Annotated in this window: 16 protein-coding genes and 1 tRNA gene; 6 read left to right on the forward strand and 11 right to left on the reverse strand. The window is 56.3% G+C overall.

Going from position 1 to position 13,713, the window contains the following annotated elements:
• Positions 1–206 precede the first annotated feature (206 nt).
• A complete protein-coding gene (gene cpdR1 / locus HB780_RS21660; RefSeq protein WP_183697351.1) occupies positions 207–569 on the forward strand; it encodes a response regulator CpdR1 in 363 nt (120 codons plus the stop codon).
• Positions 570–653: 84 nt separating this feature from the next.
• Positions 654–728: transfer RNA gene (locus HB780_RS21665), tRNA-Val, on the forward strand.
• A gap of 62 nt (positions 729–790) precedes the next feature.
• Here the strand turns inward: HB780_RS21665 and HB780_RS21670 are convergent.
• The 3 genes from HB780_RS21670 to HB780_RS21680 form a co-directional block, all read right to left on the reverse strand.
• On the reverse strand, positions 791–1,936 hold the full coding sequence (locus tag HB780_RS21670; RefSeq protein WP_183696361.1) for a site-specific integrase: 1,146 nt from the start codon (positions 1,934–1,936) through the stop codon (positions 791–793).
• A 185-nt stretch (positions 1,937–2,121) separates the two neighbouring features.
• The gene (locus tag HB780_RS21675) at positions 2,122–2,760 is read right to left on the reverse strand and encodes a hypothetical protein (RefSeq protein WP_183696363.1); all 639 of its coding nucleotides are present in this window, start codon (positions 2,758–2,760) and stop codon (positions 2,122–2,124) included.
• 31 nt (positions 2,761–2,791) lie between these two features.
• Positions 2,792–2,971 (reverse strand): ribbon-helix-helix domain-containing protein, encoded by a 180-nt coding sequence (locus HB780_RS21680; protein ID WP_183696366.1) that lies wholly within the window; start codon positions 2,969–2,971, stop codon positions 2,792–2,794.
• A gap of 86 nt (positions 2,972–3,057) precedes the next feature.
• Here HB780_RS21680 and HB780_RS21685 point away from each other — a divergent pair, with 86 nt between their 5' ends.
• The 4 genes from HB780_RS21685 to HB780_RS21700 all read left to right on the forward strand — a co-directional run bounded on the left by HB780_RS21685 (position 3,058) and on the right by HB780_RS21700 (position 7,763).
• On the forward strand, positions 3,058–3,564 hold the full coding sequence (locus tag HB780_RS21685; RefSeq protein ID WP_183696369.1) for a hypothetical protein: 507 nt from the start codon (positions 3,058–3,060) through the stop codon (positions 3,562–3,564).
• A gap of 108 nt (positions 3,565–3,672) precedes the next feature.
• Positions 3,673–3,996, forward strand: coding sequence for a type II toxin-antitoxin system RelE/ParE family toxin (locus HB780_RS21690; protein WP_183696372.1), 324 nt, complete (start codon positions 3,673–3,675; stop codon positions 3,994–3,996).
• Positions 3,993–4,271, forward strand: a complete 279-nt coding sequence (locus tag HB780_RS21695; protein WP_183696375.1) for a helix-turn-helix domain-containing protein — start codon at positions 3,993–3,995, stop codon at positions 4,269–4,271. Before HB780_RS21690 ends, HB780_RS21695 begins: the two co-directional genes overlap by 4 nt.
• 309 nt (positions 4,272–4,580) lie before the next feature.
• Complete coding sequence (locus HB780_RS21700; protein WP_183696376.1) at positions 4,581–7,763, forward strand: P-loop NTPase; 3,183 nt, start codon at positions 4,581–4,583, stop codon at positions 7,761–7,763.
• A 311-nt stretch (positions 7,764–8,074) separates the two neighbouring features.
• Here HB780_RS21700 and HB780_RS21705 read toward each other — a convergent pair whose 3' ends face one another.
• The 8 genes from HB780_RS21705 to HB780_RS21740 form a co-directional block, all read right to left on the reverse strand.
• Positions 8,075–9,115, reverse strand: coding sequence for a major capsid protein (locus tag HB780_RS21705; protein ID WP_183696379.1), 1,041 nt, complete (start codon positions 9,113–9,115; stop codon positions 8,075–8,077).
• A 4-nt stretch (positions 9,116–9,119) separates the two neighbouring features.
• Positions 9,120–9,494 carry a head decoration protein gene (locus HB780_RS21710; RefSeq protein WP_183696382.1) on the reverse strand — a complete coding sequence of 125 codons (375 nt, stop codon included), beginning with the start codon at positions 9,492–9,494 and terminating at the stop codon, positions 9,120–9,122.
• Between the two features lie 9 nt (positions 9,495–9,503).
• The gene (locus tag HB780_RS21715; protein WP_183696385.1) at positions 9,504–10,508 is read right to left on the reverse strand and encodes a head maturation protease, ClpP-related; all 1,005 of its coding nucleotides are present in this window, start codon (positions 10,506–10,508) and stop codon (positions 9,504–9,506) included.
• Positions 10,505–11,029 carry a hypothetical protein gene (locus HB780_RS21720; RefSeq protein ID WP_183696388.1) on the reverse strand — a complete coding sequence of 175 codons (525 nt, stop codon included), beginning with the start codon at positions 11,027–11,029 and terminating at the stop codon, positions 10,505–10,507. Before HB780_RS21720 ends, HB780_RS21715 begins: the two co-directional genes overlap by 4 nt.
• The gene (locus HB780_RS21725) at positions 11,026–11,373 is read right to left on the reverse strand and encodes a hypothetical protein (RefSeq protein WP_183696391.1); all 348 of its coding nucleotides are present in this window, start codon (positions 11,371–11,373) and stop codon (positions 11,026–11,028) included. The genes HB780_RS21720 and HB780_RS21725 overlap by 4 nt, the downstream gene beginning before the upstream one ends.
• Positions 11,374–11,423: 50 nt before the next feature.
• Positions 11,424–11,903 carry a hypothetical protein gene (locus HB780_RS21730; RefSeq protein WP_183696393.1) on the reverse strand — a complete coding sequence of 160 codons (480 nt, stop codon included), beginning with the start codon at positions 11,901–11,903 and terminating at the stop codon, positions 11,424–11,426.
• A gap of 201 nt (positions 11,904–12,104) precedes the next feature.
• The gene (locus HB780_RS21735) at positions 12,105–12,938 is read right to left on the reverse strand and encodes a helix-turn-helix domain-containing protein (protein ID WP_183696396.1); all 834 of its coding nucleotides are present in this window, start codon (positions 12,936–12,938) and stop codon (positions 12,105–12,107) included.
• Positions 12,922–13,260, reverse strand: a complete 339-nt coding sequence (locus HB780_RS21740) for a helix-turn-helix domain-containing protein (RefSeq protein WP_183696399.1) — start codon at positions 13,258–13,260, stop codon at positions 12,922–12,924. Before HB780_RS21740 ends, HB780_RS21735 begins: the two co-directional genes overlap by 17 nt.
• Between the last annotated feature and the right edge of the window lie 453 nt (positions 13,261–13,713).

Here is a 13,713-nt window from a genome sequence, read left to right on the forward strand (position 1 = left end):
CAAAATGGCCTTAATCCAACGCTGTGAAACCGACGAACCCTGAAGCCAGATACCGGTCCACACGAGGCTGGCGCTGGGTGCAACCATGCGGCTGCGAACGTGGATGATTATATCCCGTCCAACCATTCACAGCTTGTTTACGGCCAGCGGCTACCTTACACGCTGGACAAGTCCAACAAGACAACAGTTGATTAGCGAAACAGATGATGACCCAGAAGATACTTCTTGCCGAAGATGACAACGACATGCGTCGCTTCCTTGTGAAGGCACTGGAAAAGGCCGGCTACAAGGTCATGTCCTTTGACAACGGAGCAAGCGCCTATGACCGGCTGCGCGAAGAGCCTTTTTCGTTGCTCCTGACCGATATCGTCATGCCGGAAATGGACGGCATCGAACTGGCGCGCCGCGCCACCGAGCTCGATCCCGACCTGAAAGTGATGTTCATCACCGGCTTTGCCGCCGTTGCGCTGAACCCTGATTCGAAGGCGCCGAAGGATGCGAAGGTACTTTCCAAGCCCTTCCACCTGCGCGAACTCGTCGACGAAGTGAACAAACTCCTTGCCGCATAAGGCTTGCCGCGCACAGCGTCATAAAATTGAAAAAAGCCTATTGACGGCTCCCAAGGTTTTATGATCTATGCGCCGCCATCGGATGGGCGTGTAGCTCAGCGGGAGAGCACTACGTTGACATCGTAGGGGTCACAGGTTCGATCCCTGTCACGCCCACCATCCGGTTCCCCTGCACATGCAGGCGTTTGCGAGGTTGACGACATAACCCGCAATTCCTTTCTTTATTTTTTGCCCAAACTGTGCCCACGAAATCGCTTCTTGGCGTTGGGCATGGCGTCGGGATGATGGTGTCCATACACGTCACGAATCGTTTTCTCTGACGTGCCGGTGAAGCCCGCGACCTCCCATATCGGAATGCCGCGCTGCATCGCCCAGGTGATGTATGTATGCTTGAGAACGTGCGGCGTTACATAGTCGTCTAGTCCAGCAAGATCGCGCGCCCGCTCGAAGCCTTTCCGCTCCTTCTGGATCAGCCGTCCGTGATATTCGACAGGACCATTCATCGTTAGACCACGCCAACGCTGAAGGTGAGGCACCAAGTTTTCTGCGATGGGAACGGCAGGACGGCGCTTGTTTGTTTCCTTCTGCCCCTGCCCGCGCCGATACATGACCCCGCCGGGAAGATCGAACCAGCCGCCCTTCGTATTGGCCTTCCAACGCATGGCAAGTATGGCCTCGTGTCTCGTGGCCGTGTAGAGGCCGATCAGGATGAAACGCGCGACATGATAGGAAGGGCGGAACATTCGCCCCCATTTGACCGGCTGGCGCGTTTTCACGTCATAAGCGGTCGCAGTGAAGCCGAGAGCGCCGCCGATCAATGCTGCTGCCTCTGAACGCGTTAGCCAGCGCTGCCGCGCCTCCGCCTTTTCCGGAAAGGTTAAATCAATATCCACGGAAAGTTTTTTCTCTTTCCGGCAAAAGCGCAAAGCAGCCTGTAGTGTTTCAAGTTCGCGCCGAGCGGTTGTCGCTTGCACCTTTCGACGCCCCACCTTTCCGGCAACCCTTGCCGCCCAATATTGGCGGCACGCTGAAGCGTCTAACCAGTCACACATGCGCTCCCCGAAAAATTCGAGGAGGGGAGTCATGTGGTAGCCAACAAGCTCTGGATGCGCGTGGTTTATCGCCTTTTCCTTGCCGTAGTATGCCAGCACATCAGCAATCGAAACTTCATGCGGCTCACCCGTGCGCCACTCTGGCTTGTGCTTTGCCGTCAGGTAGTCTGCGAGGGTTTTCTCAGCGCCTGCGCGATCAAGCTCGCCGCATCCTGTGCTGATTTCAGGCTGTCCGCTGTCGAGGATGACCCAAATTGACGGCCTCCCCTTTCGGCGACGAAGGTAGAGGCGCGGCCCCTTGGATTTTCTCGGCATTTCGCCCTCATATCTGCAATGTCGTTGAGCGTGACGAAGATTTTCCCGGCAATCATCTCGTACGCGAGATTACCCCGGCGAATTTCTCGCTGGAGACTACTCTTGGTGATTGAACCATCGGGAAAAGCCCACTTCGCCGCCTCGGCTGGCCGTAGCGGCGCATCCGGGTTTGGACGGGCGTCCATCTACGCGGCCTCCCCGAATGAAAAGGATTGCAGCAGATCCAGCGCATGGTCCGACGCCATGCCGCTCAAATACTTGCTGTTCAAAAACAGATTTGTCTTTTGCTGGATATCTTCCAGTGAGACACAGGGCCAGGAAGCAAGCGCCAGCAGAGCTTCATCTTCCGCGTCCGCTTGAGGCGTGTCGTAGGGAACGAAGCCATCACGGCCAGTTGCGATCCAGGCATCATATGCCGCCTGCCATGCGGCGATGCAGTCTTCCAGATCGGTCGCCTTCTTGATGGTGGCGGCATGACGCATTTCTCTAGAGAGTCTCAGCAGTTCTCCGGAAAGCTCGATCGCCAGACGGTCGGCACGAGTTGCGCGCTCGACCATGTCGTTCGTCATAAAATCGATGTGTCTGAGTTCGCGTTCATCGATATGATAATACTCATTGGCCCAAGCCGCATTGGTATTATCGCTTGCTTTCCGGCCCGGAAAAAGAATGCCAATTATATGGTTTGTCGCAATCTCGGCGGCGCAACGCACATCCTGCGTTTCACCGGTCAGCCAGTCGAGACGGCTGGCGAGTTTGGAGAGACGGTCGAGGGCGCTTGCGCTGTCGATGTTTTCTGTAGTACATTTTGTCTGCATATTATGCACCTTTCGTAGAGGTTGAAGCCGACGCGGGTTCCTAGGCCGTAGCGTCGGCTTTTTTCGTTTCTCCCTGTGAAGCTTCCAATCCAAGTTGAATGAGCTGGCGGATGACTTCTGCGCGCGTGCGTATGCGCTTCTTGAAGCTCCATTCATCGATTGCTTCCAATGCGGATTTCTCAAGCATGAACGCGACGCGTTCCGTTTTCATGTTGGACACGATAATCACCGTCAAAAAATCAGACCAATCAGCGCCTTTTGTGCCGATTTTTGTTTATTGACCAACCTGCGAGGTTAGGTCAATACATGGTTGTGCTTTTTGTGCCGATTTTTTGGGATTGGGCTACTATGGTAAAGCCGCGAGAAAACCGCGTTCCGATAATGATGTCGGATGAAGAGTTGAAGCTTGTGGATGATTGGCGCTTTAAGAACCGAGTTGCGACTAGGTCTGAGGCGGTCCGCCGGCTTCTCCAAATCGGTACGATCTTCGACAATAACAAAATTGATGTGGGTACCAGCCTAGTTGATCTCCACGCCAAGACGAGAGTCTTGACCGAGAAAATCTCAGTAATTGGAAATCAAGAAAACATCACCTCGGCGGAAGGTGATGTTTTGGTCGCGGCGACCGAAGTGGTAATGAGCTACGCTATCATAGCGTCCGTAATTAAGAATATAACCAGCATCGCTAACAATTTCAGCGTTGAGGGGGATTTGGCCGAGATCATCACGGAAGCCAAAAAGCTCGAAGGAAAGTACAAAGAGCACTATCTGAATCTTGTTAAACTCAGCAAGGAAGACACGTCGCTTGACTAACTCTCGCGACTTGCAAACTTCTGGTGGCTTCTTCAACTTACATTTTGATCACTCGAAATGCACGTTTTGCGTCTTGCAGCATTATATCATATCAGCTATATAGCACGCATGAGATGGACAGTCGAAACGCACGATGCCGCCGATGCTGAAATCGAGGCATTGCCGCCGGGCCTTCAGGCGCGGCTGATCCGCCTCATGGAAACGGTCGAGAATGTCGGCCTTGAGCAACTACGCGAACCGCATGTGAAGCATCTGGAAGGCAAGCTTTGGGAACTACGCGCCAAAGCCGCCGAAGGCATCGCCCGTGGCATCTATGTGACCGTTACGGGCCGTCGCGTCATCGTACTGCATGTTTTCGTGAAGAAGTCACAGAAGACGCCACCGGGCGCGCTGGCAATAGCTAGAGAGCGAATGAACGAGGTGAAGCCATGACCAAGATTGCCGAACTGAAAAAGAAGCTGATGAACAATCCCGAATTCCGGCAGGAATACGAGAAGGCAGATGCAGAGTTTCAGCTTGTCGAAGCTTTGATCGGGGCTCGTACAAAGGCGAACCTGTCGCAGGCAGAGCTTGCCCGCCGCATCGGCACCACGCAATCGGCCATTGCACGGCTAGAAGGCGGCGGCGTATCGCCTTCGCTGAACACCCTACGGCGCTACGCCGAGGCGACGGGCTCGAAGCTGGAAATCAATCTGGTTCATCCTTAAGCCTTTACGCCTCGCTGAAGAATTTTTGCTAGGTCGGAAAGATTGTGGCTCGCGCTGAAAACCCGGGGTGACCTGCACCCGATTTCCAGCCAGCGAAATTAGCGCCCAATAACCGGTAGCTGATAGTTTTCGCCGATTTTCGCTATGTGCCACAAGCGAGCATTGCGGCCATGGCGGAATTGCCTATTCTGTGATGTATAGCTCTTTGAATTTTGTTTCAGCTTGGAGAGCGCAATTTCTCTGGCTTTCTCGACACTTGCTCTTCTCTTTCACGGCAGTCATCATGTCGGATAACAAAACGGGGGGCGCATGAACAGCAGGGCGACAACGAAGAAGGCACCGGTAGATTTGCCGTTTTTGTTGACGGAAGCTGTACGTAGCGGCCGGGCCATTCTCTTTCTCGGTGCGGGCGCTTCCAAGGAGTGTGTTAACGAGAAGGGAGATCGCCCCCCGAACTCGGATCAGCTCCGCGATATCCTATCTCAGAAATACTTCGGTAAGCTCATGCCAAACCGTGACGTTATGGGCGTGGCAGAACTCGCCATCGCCAGCGGCGCTGGTTCGAGCCTCGTTTTCGAGACCGTGAATAGTGCGTTCCAGAACTTCGAGACTTCAGAGGCCCATCGTAAGGTCTCTGACTTCATCTGGAACCGTATAGCGACCACCAACTATGATACATTCTTAGAAAAAGCATATGCGGATTCCAAGCGGAGACGCCAAGTTCTCATCCCCTTCGTCAAGGACGACGAACCCGTTGACGAACGGATGAGAAGTGCACTGAATCCATTACTATATCTAAAGCTGCATGGATGTTTGGAGCATCGTCTCGATAAGGATGTTCCGCTCGTCCTTTCTTGGGAAAGCTATGCCTCCCACTCGGCCAACCGCACCCGCGTCTTTGGCCGATTAACTGATCCCTGTCACGAGTCGCCGGTGATCTTCGTGGGCTATAGCCTCGGCGATCAGCATATTCGGGATCTTATTTATAAACTTGATGGTTCAAAACGTCCGCGCTGGTACATCGTCGATCCGAACGCTGAGGATGAAGACGTCAAGTACTGGGATAGCAAAAACGTGGGTGTCTTTAAACTACGCTTCGGTGAATTCATGGATGCACTCGACGCGGCAATTCCCAAATTACTGAGATTCGTGATGCCTGCCGTAGAAACCATCAAGTTTCCGATTAGGGATCATTACGCAATATCAGGATCCGAAGAATCAAACTTGGTCCGTGGTTCACTAGAGAAGGACCTCACCTACATTCATGCGACTATGCCTATTGCCGAGCAGAGCGCCGAGCGTTTCTATTCTGGCTACGACACGGGGTGGGGTGGCATTGTCAAGCGGCTCGATGCCAGCCGGAAGGTTACAGGGGATCTTCTCTTTAAGGCGCTGCTGGAAAATGAGAACCCTGACGGTCCGGTGTTTTTCCTGCTGCGCGGCTCTGCGGGAGCTGGTAAGACGATCTCGCTTAAGCGAGCCGCATTCGATGCGGCTACAGCCAATAACGCCGTGGTGATGTGGCTAAACGAGGCGGGGCAGCCTCGACCAGACGTCTTTCAAGAGCTATCGGAACTGACACGAAAGCCGATTTACCTTTTCGTTGATCAGGTTGCCATTCACATTGAGAAGCTCGTGCCATTTCTTGCTGCGATGAAACAACGGAAGATACCAATCGTAGTGTGTGGCGCGGAGCGTGAAGCGGACTGGAACCTTCACTGCCTGCCGATCGAAAACATGCTCCCTGTTCATTCCTTGCGGGTCGGTACCTTGTCTTCAACCGAAGTCGAGCTTCTTCTTGATTTGCTCGTTCGCCACGATTGCCTAGGAGAACTAAAAGGAAAGACCCGCGCTCAGCAGGTCGAAGCATTTATGAGTGAGAAGCACGCTGATCGGCAACTCTTGGTCGCGCTGCATGTGCTGACCAAAGGCCTGCCGTTCGAGGACATTGTGCTCAACGAATATAGATCGGTAGCCTCCGAACAGGCCCGGAGGCTGTATCTCGATATCGCCACCATGAATCAATACAACGTCCCAGTCAGAGCGGGCACCATTTCTCGTTCATCGGGTATCGATTTCCGTGAGTATCAGGAGAAGTTCTTCAAGCCTCTTGAGGATATGATTTTGATCACGCAAGACCCTTATACGGGTGATTACGCCTATAAGACCCGTCACTCTCATGTAGCTAAGATTCTCTTTGGACGCGTCTGTGATGATGACGATCGCAAGACGGAGCAGTTCGTCCGAATGATCAACGGCTTCGACGTGGGCTTTTCATCCGACCAACGGGCTCTAGAAGGCATTTGTAAAGGAAGGTCTTTCACGGACACCTTTTCTGATCCGACCGCCGTCAGGTGCATCTACGAGGCCGCCATCACCGCTGCACCGAAACAGGCGTACCTTTACCAGCAGTGGGCGATCTTTGAGTCTACGCATCCAGGAGGCGATTTCCTTCGGGCAGAGAATCTGGCTGAGATAGCCAGTTTCATGGAACCCAGGAACATGACCTTCCTACATACTCAAGCCGAGGTTGCCCGCAAGCGGGCTAACTTCGAAACGTCCCTCGTGCTCAAGGATCAGCTTCGCCGGCTGTCTCGATCCTTTCTTGAAAAGATGCCAAAGAACGAGCGGTTTTCCGCCTCCAGCCGTTGCAAGCTCCTCGTTGACGAGGTGACCGAGCTCAGCGACCGTCTTAGCGACGAGGAGAAGCAGTCCGAAGATAAGTTCTTCGTAGAGAAGCTGGACGACACGGAAAAGGCAATAGCTAAGGCGCAGCATGATTTTCCAGACGACGCGGAGATGTTCGAGACAGAAGCCCGGCTCTGGACGGAAATGAAGGACAAGAAGAAGGCCTTGAAAGCCCTAGAAAGAGCTTGGGCGAAATTGCCCCGCGGCACTGGCACGGGTATTCGTATAGGCAAAATCTATGCCGCCTCTGGGCACCCCGAGAAGCGCCTTGAGATCCTACAAGAAGCATTGCGACGTGCTCCCGAGGATAAGGCAGCGCATCAGGCAATGGCTATGCACTTTCTCGAAACGGATCCGCCGGATCTCGAATTGGCAATTAGCCATCTTGGACGTAGCTTTTCGGCGGAGGATCAAAATTTTGAAGCTAGATATCTCTTAGCGCAGGCCTTGTTTGAAAAAGGGGACGTGGAAGGTACGTTCCAGCGTTTCGGTGAGCTTCACAAGCGTGCACCCAAAGAGTTTAGGCGCATCGCACCGAGGGTTGATAACGCTATCACGGCTCGCCTTCCAACCTATTATGGTACGATCGAGGAAATTCGTGAGGGGTATTGTTTTATCCGTTCAGGATCCTACCCCGCCAAAATCTATGCGCACCGGACAGGCTTCGATGAGGCAACCGTTGGCGATCTCGAAGTGGGGCTTTCCGTCGACTTTCGGATGCGTTTCAATCGCAGCGGACCGGTAGCCGTAGACATTAAGGTACGTGAGCAAACGGCCAACGCTACGGTTAGTTTTAATTCGTAAGGCAATTCCGTAGCGGCAAATTCATGAAATGTCCCTATCGCGACAAATCCATAAAGCCGGAAGGCAGGAAGATCCGTGTCGCAAATATCTCTCGCAATAGTCTGCGTTTCTCGACAACTGCTGCGAGAGCCTACCGGTCCATTTCGAAAGGCGAAAAATTCACTCAATCGCAAACGCGCTAGCTGCAAACGGAATTCTAGTGGTGCCCTTCGCCGGGAATCGGACCGGCCGCTTGCCTTTGACATCATGCTGGCCTTTTGGAAGCCGCTGAAAGTAAGCCGCCAATCCAGCGGCTTACAGTGCGGCTGGCCTCACTTCATCTTCAGGCGAATAAGAAGCTGCGGACGGATGCAGATCGGCAGCACGTTCGACTCGGTATGGATTTCGCGGCCCTTGTCATGGGGAAGATCGTCGGTCGAAACGAATACCTTCGTGTCCGGGTCGGGACGGCGGTTCGCCCCGCTGATCGTATCCGGCGGAGCGATGTAGCGCTTGAAGAACGGCGTTCCGAGCGGAACCACAATCGCCTCATCGTCGGCCACGGCCTTGCGGGAAACCAGCGTGCCGTTCGACTGGCGAACCTTGTATTCCTCGTCAATGCGCTCAAGCGTAAGGCCCGCAAAGCTGAAGGTGTCTTGAATGTCATCGCGGCCCGGATTGGGCGTATCGCCCTTGTAGCTGCGAAGCTCTTCCAGCACGTTCGGATGGCCGACATACTTGTCGAAGAACTGAGCGCCGGCCAAGACGCGAAGGCCGGTTGCCGGCGTGCCGCGCAGCTCACGGCGGATGTAAGCTTTCACCTGCCGATTGAGCGGCGAGATTTCCGTGGTCGCCGTGTCGAGATCGTATTCGACGCTGTGCTCGATAAGATCGAACTTTTCGTAGACGTTCAGCAATTGCTTGCCTTCGCCGTCCAGCACGATGCCGTTCAGAGCGCCCCAATCGAGATAGCTATGCGTCAGGTCGTGTTTACCGCGCATGTTAATGAGGCGGTCGTTATAGACATCCTCAAGGCTCGCCATGATCACGTCACCTTCGCCCCAGGTCGTGAGGTTCTGGATATCGGCCGGCGTGATCGCATCATCGAGCGGGAAGTGCGGAATATCGAAGGACACGCCGCTCTTGTCGCCGCGCATGTTGAGGTTCGTTTCGCCGCCGCGCTCGCGGGCCGGGATGACGGTCAATTCCTGCTCGGAAACGCCGAGACGAACATAGGTGGTGTGGATCGGCGTATCGGTGAAGATGCCGAGCTGCGCCGGGCGTCCGGTCACATAGGGCGGCACGTTGATGCTGTCCGTCAGCCGGTCGTCGGCAAATTCGGGAGCGTTCAGATAGTCGAGTGGAGTAGGCAACGGTTTACACTCCCATGCGTGCGATGATGCCGAGGGCGGCGAGTTGATCGAGGGCGGTTAGCTTCTGCGCTGCGGTGATCGCGCCGGGCCAGACGAGGTTTTGCGAAACGACCTGCGCGCGGCGCTTGAGGTTGACCACCTCCTGATCGACAGCGGTCGCGTCCGCATGCTGAAGGATGATGGCGGCGGCAATCTGCGTGCCGTCCGTCGCATCGGGAGCGAGCGGCTTGAACTTGCCGCCATTCGTAAGCTTTCCGAGGACGGTTCCGGCCAAAACCTTGCCGGAACCGGAAGCGAGGGTGTCTGTGTCGCGGGAGAAGCGATTTTTACCCTCGTCTTTGACGATATCGCTTTCCGTCTTGTAGTTGAACGTCTGCATGGCGGTTCCCTATTCGATGCCGTAACGGCGCTTCATGTTGGCGGAGAGATTGGCGCGCTTGCCAGCGCCAGCGCGTTCGCTTGCCGAGGGGGACATGCCGCCACGGTTCAAGCCGGCAGCATTCATCGTCATTGTGCGTGGCGGGTGATATTCCTGTTCGCTCTGGGTGGTCGCGCCATCGGAGCCGCGCGGCGCAACGTCCATGAGCGCGACCGCTTCCTCAACGGACATGCTGGTTTCGAAGGCCAGGTACTCGGCAAGCGCCTCGCGGCCTTCGGCCTGATCGGATTTCATGATGGCCTTCATGCGGGTCTTGACCGCGTTGGCTGCATCATCCTGCGGCATAGTTTTCTCCTTGGATTTCGGCGTTTTCTGCGCCTTGGACGGGTTGCTGGAACCCCAGTTTTGAGAGGCCGCAAGCGCCACCAGCTTTTCAGGCGCGTTGCGGAATTGGCGGTAATCGAAGGCGGCGACAATCGAACCGGACTTGGCGCTGCTGGCATCCGCGAAACCGGCGCTTGCCGCCTCTTCCGGGGAAAACCACGTTTCGGCCTTCATGATTTCGCGGCAGGCAGCGACGCTCTTGCCCGACTTCGCCGCGTAGACACGGGCGTAGGCGGTCGCGAGCGCTTCAAGCGCCTCGATGGTCTTGGAATGGTCGTCGCTGTTGCCGACCGTGACGGCTGCGGGATCGTGGATCATCATCACCGAACCCGCCGCCATCGTGACTTTCTTGCCGGCCATGGCGATCAGCGAGGCGGCGGAAGCGGCAATGCCCTCAACAACGACGTCGAGCCGACCGGGATAGGATTTCAGGAGCGCGTAGATCGCAGCGCCTTCGGTGGCGATGCCGCCGGGAGAGTTGACGTAGACGGTGATCGCGGCTTTGTCATCGAAGCCAGCCAGCGCGTAAAACACGTCCGTCGAGCTGAAGCCGTCTTCACCCGACTGAAACTCGCCGGATTGTACGGAACCGGTCAGGCGAATGGTATTCTTGTCAACGATAACGCTCATTTCAGAAACTCCCCGGAGCAAAGGACGGCGCGCGGATCGGCGTCGATGCGGCGAAGCACGTCGATGCCGCATTGTTCGGCATGGCGAATGATCGCCTCTTCGGCGCATTCCAGCTCAAGCAACTCGCGTTCGGCCTTCGCCAGCTCGCGGGCGCGGTCGGCGGCGGAAATGCCCTTTGCGGAGCCATAGCTTTTGGAGATCGCGCCACCGATCAGGTCGCGGAGCGGCCCAAAGATCGCAGCGGCAATGATTTCCGTGGGAACGGAGCTGCCCGGCTGGCGATAGCCGGAGGCAATGAAGCGAGCAGCAAGGTTTTCGACGGCGCTGCCAGCGGTTGCCGCCTCAATCCAGTCATTCAAACGCTGCAAGGCTTCATCGGACGAAACCGGAGCCTGCTGGATTTTGGTGATGGAATAGCGCTTCAGGACGATACGCTTGCGGATGTCCTCAAGCGTCGTCATCAGGGTTTGGCCGCCCGCAACGGACTTTTCCACGATGCGGCGGAGATCGGTATCGCTCATTGCGCACCTCCGTTCTGGACGTGCTGCGCGGCCCACGCTTCGCAGGTCTTGCGCAGGCGGTGCGCGGCGGTGGCACGCTCCTGAAGCAGCTCAATCGCGGCTTCTTGTTCCTCGATACGCTGGTCGATTTCGGCCTGTTTGCCGCGAAGCTGCTCGATGCGGCGGCGGATGCTGCCGCGCTCGCTGGCCAATCCGTCACGGCGCTGCTCGGCAAGAAGCTGGCGACGAACCTCTTTCGAGGCGGACAATTCCACGTCCAGCGTGGCGCGGGCCTGTTCCAGCGCGGCGTTTTCGCGAGCGCTGATCGTGCCGAGCACAGTCAGGCGGCTAAGATCGATAGTCATTCGGTATATCCCCGTTGATGATTTGGAAAATCCGGCCCGCGACCTGAAATTCAAACGGCCTCTTGAATTTCATGTTCGAGGATCTGGCGAAGGCGGGCCTCTTGCGGCATCCGCATCCCGGCGTTGAGGATGCGCCAGAAGGTCGTGAACGGCTCCGAAGACGGCGCGGAAGTGGCGCTTTTCTCGCGTTTCCAGCGCCCGGCCTCGTAGCGTTCGAAGGCCTGCCGCATGCGGCGGCTGGCAACGCTCGGAGCCAATGCGCTCCACTCGGGGTGAATGTTGTGGAGATGCCGCAACATGTCGTCACGCTGAGCGTTCTTCGCGGCATTGCTGATGCTGATGCCGCCGTGGCGGCGGGTCCCGAAAGACTGATCCAGCGAGACTTCGCCAGCGGTTTCGAGGAAGGGCGAAAGCCCCTGAAGCAAGAACAGCGAAAGGTGATACGGGAGCGGACGGCCAGCCGCCACGTGCTGTGCGATCTGCCCCATCCAACGCAGTGTCACTGTCGGGTCGTTGGCTGACTTGTTCACGGTCGCCACCCGTGCAAATGCGTGCTTAAAACACGTGTGCACACGTGTATCCGTGTACCGGTTGCGAAGGGTGCAACTGCTGAAATCCCGCAGTCCCCCAGGCCCGTCCGGGGGTGTTTCTGCTCGTACGGTCCCTGAATGGGGGGCTGACGCCGGTCCTCACCGCCGTGGGCCTGCCGCCGCGTGCTTCTCCCGACCACGCTAAGCATCCCGCGTCACCACCCCATCGCGCAGCATCTGCTCGACCAAGTACCGCTCGCCATCGCCACGCCGCCGCATCTCCGCAGCCGTGGCGGCATCGCTGTGCGTCTCCGTCACCCAGTCAACAAATCGGCTGTACGCGCCGGAACCACGTCTGAGCATGGCAGAGTTCCAGCGCCGTCCGGCGGCTTCCTTCGCTATCCGCATGTTCTTGCCATCCACAACCTTTGGTGGCTTTGCGACAGGCTCGCCTTTCGGTTCCTTCCCAAGCCCTTTCGTGCTCTCAACTAGCTCGGAAGTTGGCGATGTTTCACCCCCGTCGGCCTGTGGGAAACCCATGTCTCCACAAGCACCGTCCGTACTTAGGTTTATTCCAATAGGTTTATTCCAATAGGTTAGGGGATCATTTTTGATACCTTGAACGTATCGTTTTTGATCTGTTGAAGGTGTCATTTCTGATACCTTCGCCTCGTCGTTTTCGGGAGGCGAACCGGTCAACATTCGCTTGTCCCAATCGACAATCATGGACCGCATCCGCCCCCAATTTGGACGGTAGCTAGCGCGGTTCGAAAAGCCGCCATGGCTGCTTTTCTGGAACAGCTTGTGCACGTCGCACAACTCTTTGGTTGCGCGCTTTATGGTTATCTCGCTGAGGCCAAGCATGGTTGCAAGCCGCACCACAGAAGGGTCGCACTGGCCGGTTTTGCGATTGAAATGCTCAAGCAAAGCGAAGCCGACGTTCAGCGCTCCGCCTGAAATGCCGGTGCAAAGCCCGAGGGCACGGCGGGCCACCGCGATGTCAAGAGCGGAAGGGAGATCAGTTTTCTTCGTCATCGCCCAACCGCTCGCGATTGGCACGGAAGTCATCACCCAACGCGATCAGCGCGGCGATATCCGGCTCATAGATGACCTTGATTAGCCCTCTGGCCTCCAAGCGGCGCAAGGAAGCGTAAACACGCTCCTCGGTAATGCCGAAGCCTTCAGCGAGCTTGCAAGCGCTGCCAGAGGCAGAGCCGCGCCGCTCAGAGAGGATCAGGAGCGCCGTCGCAACGTTCTTATCGAGGACACTCAGGCTCCTCGAAACACCGATACCGAGATACGCCGTTTCCAGATCGTCAGCGGCAAATGGATGATTGTCTTGCTGCGCACCCGTCATTTTGCGTGCCCGTAATCGAGGGCATGGGCAAGCTTCGAGGCTTCCACCGCCTCAATGACCGTCAGATCAAATCGGCGGCGGAGAGCAATAATGACGTTGCCTGAGACGGAATTTCGGGTGAGGTGAAGCCATATTGCCGCCTCACGGACCCGAGGCGGCACGCCCAAACTTTGCCCAAGGTAATCGAGATCAGAATGAGAACATGCGCCGTTATTTGCACTGCTCGCACTCGGCGCGGTAAGGGCTTCGGCCCTATCTACCGTGTTGACATCGTAGGGGTCACAGGTTCAATCCCTGTCACGCCCACCATCCTAATTCGCTGAAAAGCAAGGGCTTTTGGGAAACCGGAAGCCCTTTTTTCATTTGGTCCTGTTTGCCTGAACCAACCCATCCGGCAGGCGAATAAACGCCCTTTCCGACCAAGGAAAAGGCGTTCCCAAATTGCGGAAATAG

The organism is Rhizobium lusitanum (assembly GCF_014189535.1).
GTDB classification, from domain to species: domain Bacteria; phylum Pseudomonadota; class Alphaproteobacteria; order Rhizobiales; family Rhizobiaceae; genus Rhizobium; species Rhizobium lusitanum_C.